The organism is Butyrivibrio sp. VCB2006 (genome assembly GCF_000420945.1).
Taxonomy (GTDB): Bacteria; Bacillota; Clostridia; order Lachnospirales; family Lachnospiraceae; genus Butyrivibrio.
In genome coordinates this window covers 1-6,971 of record NZ_ATVX01000036.1, presented here as the reverse complement: position 1 = coordinate 6,971, position 6,971 = coordinate 1, and the positions used below count along the sequence as shown (strand labels likewise).

The window sequence follows — 6,971 nt, the reverse complement described above, 5'->3', positions numbered from 1 at the left end:
TATAATGCTCATTCCAACAAACTGGAATTGTTAACACTCTGTCTTATTGCACCGGAGGCATAAAGCATAAAATGCAATCGCCAGAAACTGTGATACCACAGACACAGTGACAAGATACACAGGATTCAAATCATACAGGGCACCGAGAAGCCAACTGCCCAGAAACCACGCAATACCAAATCCTGTCTCAAATATTCCGAAACCGGTGCTTCGCATGGAACGCGGGACGATTCCGCTGACAGCTGCTTTCATAATACTTTCCTGCGCACCCATTCCAATCCCCCACAGAATTATCCCAGCTCCGATCAACCAGGCATTTCCAGTCATAAAAACAAAACATGAGAAGAATGTGCTGCATAGTGTGGAAATGATCAGAGCCTTCAGCCCGACCTTATCATAAAGCCAGCCAAAGAATAGTGCAGCAAAGGCATCCACAGCCATTGCCCCAGCATATAGCAGGCTGAGCATGGATTCATTAAATGCTCCGGTATTAGCCGAATGAAGTGTGATCAGGGTGAAGTCTGCAAAGCCAAAAGCAAAAAAGCAGATGGCCGCCATGAACAGAACAAATGACTTCCTGAATTCAAAGCTTGCCGGTTTATCTTCCTGCTTTTCAAAGATCTCCGGATCAGGGTATCTTATCTTTGCTGTCAAAACAAGAGCTATGGTGATCATTGCAGGAACAAGCAGTATCGCAAAAGAGATCCTATACGTTGTAAAAAGGTCGTCTGTACCTTTTACAAGAGCTGTTACAAAAAGCAGTACCGGTCCGAGAAACGCGCCAAGCTGATCCAGAAACTCCTGATAGGCAAAGCCTTTTCCGGTTCCGATCTCGCTTGCCGCAAAGCTTACCAATGTGTTTTTGGCAGGCTTTTTTATCGCTTTTCCGATACGCTCCAGGATCACAAGACCGCAGGCCCAAATCCAGCCATGTTCAGGTACGAGTGCCAGTGCAGGAATCGCCAGAGCCTGTATTACATAGCCTGTGATAACAAATGTCCAGTATTTCTTCGTTTTATCTGCTATAAATCCGGATATGAGCCTTAGTGAATACCCGCACAATTCTCCTATACCGGACACAAATCCGATGGTTGCAGCGGATGCCCCTGCGAGGTTCAGATATTCGCCCAATATGCTTCTGGCGCCTTCATGAGTCATGTCCGAAAACAGACTTACGATTCCCATCAGGGTTATAAATATTATGGCGCCAGACAAAGCCCTTTTTTTATCCATGTTCTACTCCACTACTCCCGATTTGCTTATTTCATTATCCTGTAAGTTATTCCTTCAATTTTTCTCTTACTGCATCAACATACTCATCCGTATAAAAATACAGCATGACTCCATGACCGACATTCGGCCAAATATGTTCTTCATAGTTCTTTAAGTACTTTTTCAAAATCTCATGGGATTTTATGGCATAAGGTTCCTTGCTGCCACACCAGAGATATACTTTTGTTTCGGTCTTGCTGATATCTTCATTCACGCGATACGTATAATTCTCGATAAGATTAGCCTGCATACACTCTTTGCTACTTCCCCAGTACAGTAACGAAAACTCAGCGAGATCTTCTTTGCCAAGTCCCATAAGTTTACTCACGACCTGCATTCGTTTTGAAATCTGCCCGCCGTTTTTCTGCATCTTCAGAAATACCTTCAGCCCCAGCTTGGCACATATTTTCCCCTGATGCGCCAGATATACTCCGTCGAGGATTGCTTTTTCTATACTAATCCTGTTTCTTGCAAGAAGCTCTGTCAGTACGGTTGCACCCTGAGAAGCGCCCCAAACGGCATAGAGTTCGCCGCCAAGATTCTCCGTAACATAGGCCTCAATCTGCTCACTTTCTTTTGCAAAAGAAACAAAATTCTCTGAACCGTCATAGCATCCGGTCATTGCGGGATATATGACATAATATGTTTCTTCCAACGGTTTAAGCAATTCCCGGAATTTCTGCCAGTCGCAAAGCATTCCGTGCAATGCCAGTATCGTCTTATTCTTTTTATCTCCATATAAATGAAACTGCATTCTTTTTCTCTCCATGGAAAGTTTTACTGGAATTATATCTTCCGACTCAGCAGCTTTATCCACTTTTTCTGTCTATGGGTATAAAAGCAATTCGCCCACATCCATACGAAGATTGTTTTCCAGCCGGCATCTATATCAACTTTATCCGTATATCTGCATCTGTTTCCCTGTAATTCTTCGAGAATGATCTCATGGTTCCATGTCGGAACATGCTCATTTCCTTCATGAGTATAGATTCCCTCATCCAATCCAAATCGAATCACATGAATCGTATGAGTTCCGAAAGGAATAACGCCGAACAACCGAAACTTAAATCGTGAAGTACTTCCGACCTCCCACGACATGCTATCTGCTCCGTCCATCGGAGTAAAGGTTGCATACGGATATGCAATGTATTGAAGTGTTTTCAATTTCAACAAGCGGCTGAATACCTTCTTTTTACTTGCCGGAAAGATGCTTGTCTTTTTAACTGTCTTCATGATAGATACCTCTCTGTGCTTAGTCAGTTTTACTGAAATTAATCTTACACAGGGCACAGCATCTGAAGGTCAAATAGTTCTTCTTCAGCAATTTCTTTTATTGGTAAACATTTACAAGAAAATAAATAATCCCAAATACATAATTGCTCCTGCAATATTACCTTTTGCCGGCAATTTTGTAATCGACAGTAAAAGCATTAATGGCAAAGTATTAAAAATGCATGTCCAAACAGGAAGAGTAGTTCTGCCCATCACTACCATCACAAATAATGTAATAACATAAATCACTAGTCCAAGATATCCAACAAACATAGTTGCTATTGTTTTCATCTGAAACTCTAATGCTACCGTCCTGGCTTCATCCGTTCTTCCCATTCTCACATATAACCATTCCACCAGTCCACAAATAATATGATGAACAACTATAGATATCAGAAAAAACACCGCTGATATGTACATTATTACAGATGCTATTTTAGAATAATCCTCCATCCACCTGCTTAATCCCAAATATCCAAAACCAAATGCCGTAATCGCATAAACTCCTAAAATGATTGATATAAGAGGCCACTTAAGCGGCATATCTTCAAATGTTGTTCTCATTTTTACTGGATCTTTAAGGGCTGATTTTAAATCAAGCCTTCCGCTTGGAGAATAGCCAAGCAGGCAGTCACATATACCACATAGCACATGTCCTACACATGCGATAAGCAACACCATTTTCATCACATTATTACCTCACTTCAAATACAAACTTCTTATCTTGAATTATCCCGTATTCTCTGTTCATCTGCAGGAACTGCCTTTCTAATCTTGTAATCCATTTTCAATCCTCATATAAACTGAAAGTCAAAAAACAACAACGATATCCGAGATAGCAACCAAGGTAGCCTCTCCACTAATTTTTATTCTCCCATGATCAAGCAGTTCACAATATAGATGCCCGCCTCTCTTCGATGCCTGGTACGCATGAATCTCTGATTTTCCTAATTCTTTTGACCAGTAATCAGCTATCTGGCAATGCGCAGAACCGCACACGGGATCTTCCGGAACTAAGAGTTTGGGAAAGAAACTCCTCGATACGCAGTCTGTATCTTTTCCTTTTGCCGTAACATTCTGTCCACGCCCGGGCAGCCCGGCAAGTTTACTCTGATCCGGCTTCATGTTCCGGATCTGCTCTTCAGATTCAAAAATGCATACAAGATCGGGTCCCAGTATTGCCTTAACGGGTCTTTCTCCAAAAGCGCTTTCCATTTCATCTGTCACCGGTATCTCCTGCTGTTCATATGTAGGAAAATCCATCTCATAAAGCCTGTCTTTTCTAACAATCGTCAGTTTTCCGCTGAGAGTATTAAATTCTATTACATCCTTATCCTGCTCAAAGTAATTGAATATCACAAAGGAAGATGCCAGAGTAGCATGACCGCATAGTTCAACTTCGGATCCGGGAGTAAACCATCTGAGGTGATAGCCCTGTTCCTCCTTAACAATAAACGCTGTCTCACTCAGATTATTCTCCATAGCCAGCTTCATCATGAAGTCTTCTTTCGGCCATTTATCCATTACACAAACAGCCGCCGGATTTCCGGAAAACGGCTTGTCTGTAAAAGCGTCAACAATATATTGCTTCATTACTTGCCTCCTTGTTCGATAATGCCTGAATATTATATTACCATCAGCAGCGTCCCCGCTCCGATCAGGATGCATCCCATAATTGACTTTGCAGTAAACTGCTCATGCAGGAACACAAATGCCAGAACCAGAGTGATCACCACGCTGAGTTTGTCTATAGGTACTACTTTAGAAGCTTCTCCCAACTGTAATGCTTTGTAATAACATAACCACGAAGCACCCGTAGCTAGACCTGAGAGAATAAGAAATATCCAACTTCTTTTGCCGATCGTCGATAACCCGCTCTGTGCATGAGTTATGAATACCATAATCCAGGCCATTCCAACCACTACCACGGTTCGGATGGCCGTAGCCAGATTAGAATCCACTCCTTCGATTCCTATCTTGGCCAATATTGAGGTTAATGCGGCAAATACTGCAGATAACAGTGCAAATATGATCCACATATATCTAAAACCTCCCCATCTATATTTCATTCCGACAATTAAAGTTTCAAAATAATAAATTCAAATTTTATGTTCCAACGATCGGAACAAATTTGAGTTTATCTCTTTTTCATTTAAATCTAATAATCTGATTATTCGCATCAACACCAGCTTCAACACCAAAAGGAATGATACATCTAGGTGTAGCATGTCCAATGTTGACATTAAAAAGAATGGGAAGATTCGGATTGCTTATCACTTCCACCAATATTTTTTTATACTCATCTACATAGATCTCATTTTGAGGTTTTCCCACAAGTACTCCTGAAACAGCGTCAAATACCCCTGTAGACTTTAAGTACTCCAAAGCCTTTTTGTACTTCTCGGGTGATGGTTTTTCTTCACTGGTTTCCAGCAATAAAATACGTCCTTCCCAGTCCTTTGCATCAGGAAAAAGATGATATTTCTTGCACAAGACCGGCATATCTTCATAGCGTTCACCATCAAAAAAGTCATACATCGAATCAATACAACCTCCGAGAATCTTTCCCGAGAAAGTTGCCTGTCCTTGGAGAAGTTCAAAGCCTTTATTTGGATGTGAAGGTGTCGAAGTCCCGACTTTTTCAGGCGAGAACTCAGTTCTTTCTTCATACCATACGTCGCTTGGTGTTATCTCATGAATGGTACCTGTTGTAATAAGTTCCTGAAAGTAGCCTTGGGTATATGGAAGCATATCCGTAGACAGTTCACAAACATCCGGCAAAAAGGCTTGTCCATAGAAAGTAGTCATTCCTACTTTATGAAGCATAAAGTGATTTATTGTCGTATCAGAAAAACCGAGAAATATTTTATCTGTAACAGCCTCTTTAAGTTCATCGTTTTCAAACAGATATGGAAGTAATCGATATGTGTCATCTCCGCGAATAGCACACAGTATCATGTCTATATCGGGATCTCTTAGTGCATCCAAAAGATCTAAGGCTCTTTTCTCCGGATGTTCTTTTATATATTCAAGTCCTAACAGTGCGTGCGGCATAAATTTCACGTTAAGCCCAAAGTCTTCAAGTCTTTTAATCCCAATATTCTTCTCAAATTCAACAAAAGATTCCCCGACTATCCCACTTGAAAGGCTTACTATCGCCACATTCTTAACCATATATTTCCTCCTCTACAAACTGCCGATTTGCTTAACCGTTTATGCTGGAAGTTAATGCTCCTGTGTAGCAAAATAGTGTTCCTTAGCATAAACAAACACCTCATTAAAGTTCTTTATAGCTTCTTTGCTTATCGGGTTATTAGGTTCGTTCATGTCAAAGGCATGATACATCCCTTCGTAAATATCGACTTTAGCCTCTACTCCTGCAGCCTTAAGATCATTTACATACTTCAAAGTTTCGCAATAAAAAGGCTCTGCTGTACAGACAAACGTATACGCAGGTGGAAGGTTGGAATAATCTGTTTGTCGAGCTGGTGCAGCATAAGGAGCTACATCTTTCTTTGCATCTTTCCTCAAGTATACCGCCCATGCCTGATGATTTCTTTTTGTATTCCATACCTTGGAATGATTATTTTTAGAACTATCTGTATCATAATTGTCTATCATTGGATATAGCGGCATCTGAAAAGCAACTTTTACTTCGCCCTTATCTCTTGCCAACATTGAGATGGCTGCAGTTAATCCACCTCCCGCACTCTCTCCCCCAACCATTATCTGGTCTGGGTTTATTCCAAGTGCTTTAGCATGGTCTTTAATATACAAGAGTGTGGCATAGCAATCATATAAAGCTGTAGGATATGGATGAAACAGCGACAAATGATACCCCGGAGCTATAACTACAGCGCCATGATTTCTCACAAGATCCGCCGCCCGTCCAATATAGGCCATCTCTTTCATTCCTGTCATATATCCACCACCATGAATCCACATAACTCCCGGCGCATTTGAAGGTTCATTTATGGGTCTCAATATCAGCAGCGGAATCCTTCTTCCGTTTGCTGTTATTTTAATTCGCTTGCTATGTATCCCCTTGGTACTAAAACTGTACATTTCATTAGCCCCACATATATTTGGAATGAACTACCTTCACCGACTCCACGTCGGAAAGGGTTTCTGTTATGCCGCATGGCGGCATGAACCTGTAGGATGCTCTATGCATCCTGCAGAACAGGGCATGTCCACTATGCCCCTATCCCATTGGCTTACCTTTGGGAATACTTTCCTTAAGATGTTTGCAGCTCCATTTATGTCTGCATTTGTTATTGTACCATCGTAGTGCCTGTAAAGTCCTCTCTGTATCCTCTTTCCTGAGAAAAAGTGGTTCCCTGAACTGTTTTTATACACAGGGATATAGTCTTTTGCAAGAAAGTCTGCCTTTGATGTGTAGCTTTCTTCCGTGAGAACAAACTTTA

General features: G+C 41.3%; 8 protein-coding genes and 1 pseudogene. All 9 read right to left on the bottom strand.

Annotated features, from left to right (window positions below; translation table 11 throughout):
- Nucleotides 1–30: 30 nt before the first annotated feature.
- On the bottom strand, nucleotides 31–1,233 hold the full coding sequence (locus G613_RS0117590; protein WP_026527378.1) for an MFS transporter: 1,203 nt from the start codon (nucleotides 1,231–1,233) through the stop codon (nucleotides 31–33).
- Nucleotides 1,234–1,279: 46 nt separating this feature from the next.
- Nucleotides 1,280–2,026 (bottom strand): alpha/beta fold hydrolase, encoded by a 747-nt coding sequence (locus tag G613_RS0117585; protein ID WP_029233811.1) that lies wholly within the window; start codon nucleotides 2,024–2,026, stop codon nucleotides 1,280–1,282.
- 32 nt (nucleotides 2,027–2,058) lie between these two features.
- Nucleotides 2,059–2,505: a hypothetical protein gene (locus G613_RS0117580; RefSeq protein WP_029233810.1), complete on the bottom strand. Its 447-nt coding sequence runs from the start codon at nucleotides 2,503–2,505 to the stop codon at nucleotides 2,059–2,061.
- A gap of 111 nt (nucleotides 2,506–2,616) precedes the next feature.
- Complete coding sequence (locus G613_RS0117575; protein ID WP_029233809.1) at nucleotides 2,617–3,231, bottom strand: DUF6796 family protein; 615 nt, start codon at nucleotides 3,229–3,231, stop codon at nucleotides 2,617–2,619.
- A gap of 123 nt (nucleotides 3,232–3,354) precedes the next feature.
- Nucleotides 3,355–4,137: a PhzF family phenazine biosynthesis protein gene (locus G613_RS0117570; protein ID WP_029233808.1), complete on the bottom strand. Its 783-nt coding sequence runs from the start codon at nucleotides 4,135–4,137 to the stop codon at nucleotides 3,355–3,357.
- 32 nt (nucleotides 4,138–4,169) lie between these two features.
- On the bottom strand, nucleotides 4,170–4,583 hold the full coding sequence (locus G613_RS0117565) for an EamA family transporter (RefSeq protein ID WP_027871118.1): 414 nt from the start codon (nucleotides 4,581–4,583) through the stop codon (nucleotides 4,170–4,172).
- A 109-nt stretch (nucleotides 4,584–4,692) separates the two neighbouring features.
- Nucleotides 4,693–5,718, bottom strand: coding sequence for a S66 family peptidase (locus G613_RS0117560; RefSeq protein WP_029233807.1), 1,026 nt, complete (start codon nucleotides 5,716–5,718; stop codon nucleotides 4,693–4,695).
- 51 nt (nucleotides 5,719–5,769) lie between these two features.
- The gene (locus tag G613_RS0117555; RefSeq protein ID WP_029233806.1) at nucleotides 5,770–6,609 is read right to left on the bottom strand and encodes an alpha/beta hydrolase; all 840 of its coding nucleotides are present in this window, start codon (nucleotides 6,607–6,609) and stop codon (nucleotides 5,770–5,772) included.
- A gap of 66 nt (nucleotides 6,610–6,675) precedes the next feature.
- Nucleotides 6,676–6,971: pseudogene (locus G613_RS19755) on the bottom strand (RNA-guided endonuclease InsQ/TnpB family protein); the annotation flags it as partial.

What these genes read in the sequence shown, in the direction of transcription:
- G613_RS0117570 (WP_029233808.1), bottom strand. Translation starts at nt 4,137, where the DNA reads ATGAAGCAATATATTGTTGACGCTTTTACAGACAAGCCGTTTTCCGGA.
- G613_RS0117580 (WP_029233810.1), bottom strand. Translation starts at nt 2,505, where the DNA reads ATGAAGACAGTTAAAAAGACAAGCATCTTTCCGGCAAGTAAAAAGAAG.
- G613_RS0117565 (WP_027871118.1), bottom strand. Translation starts at nt 4,583, where the DNA reads ATGTGGATCATATTTGCACTGTTATCTGCAGTATTTGCCGCATTAACC.
- G613_RS0117575 (WP_029233809.1), bottom strand. Translation starts at nt 3,231, where the DNA reads ATGAAAATGGTGTTGCTTATCGCATGTGTAGGACATGTGCTATGTGGT.
- G613_RS0117560 (WP_029233807.1), bottom strand. Translation starts at nt 5,718, where the DNA reads ATGGTTAAGAATGTGGCGATAGTAAGCCTTTCAAGTGGGATAGTCGGG.
- G613_RS0117555 (WP_029233806.1), bottom strand. Translation starts at nt 6,609, where the DNA reads ATGTACAGTTTTAGTACCAAGGGGATACATAGCAAGCGAATTAAAATA.
- G613_RS0117585 (WP_029233811.1), bottom strand. Translation starts at nt 2,026, where the DNA reads ATGCAGTTTCATTTATATGGAGATAAAAAGAATAAGACGATACTGGCA.
- G613_RS0117590 (WP_026527378.1), bottom strand. Translation starts at nt 1,233, where the DNA reads ATGGATAAAAAAAGGGCTTTGTCTGGCGCCATAATATTTATAACCCTG.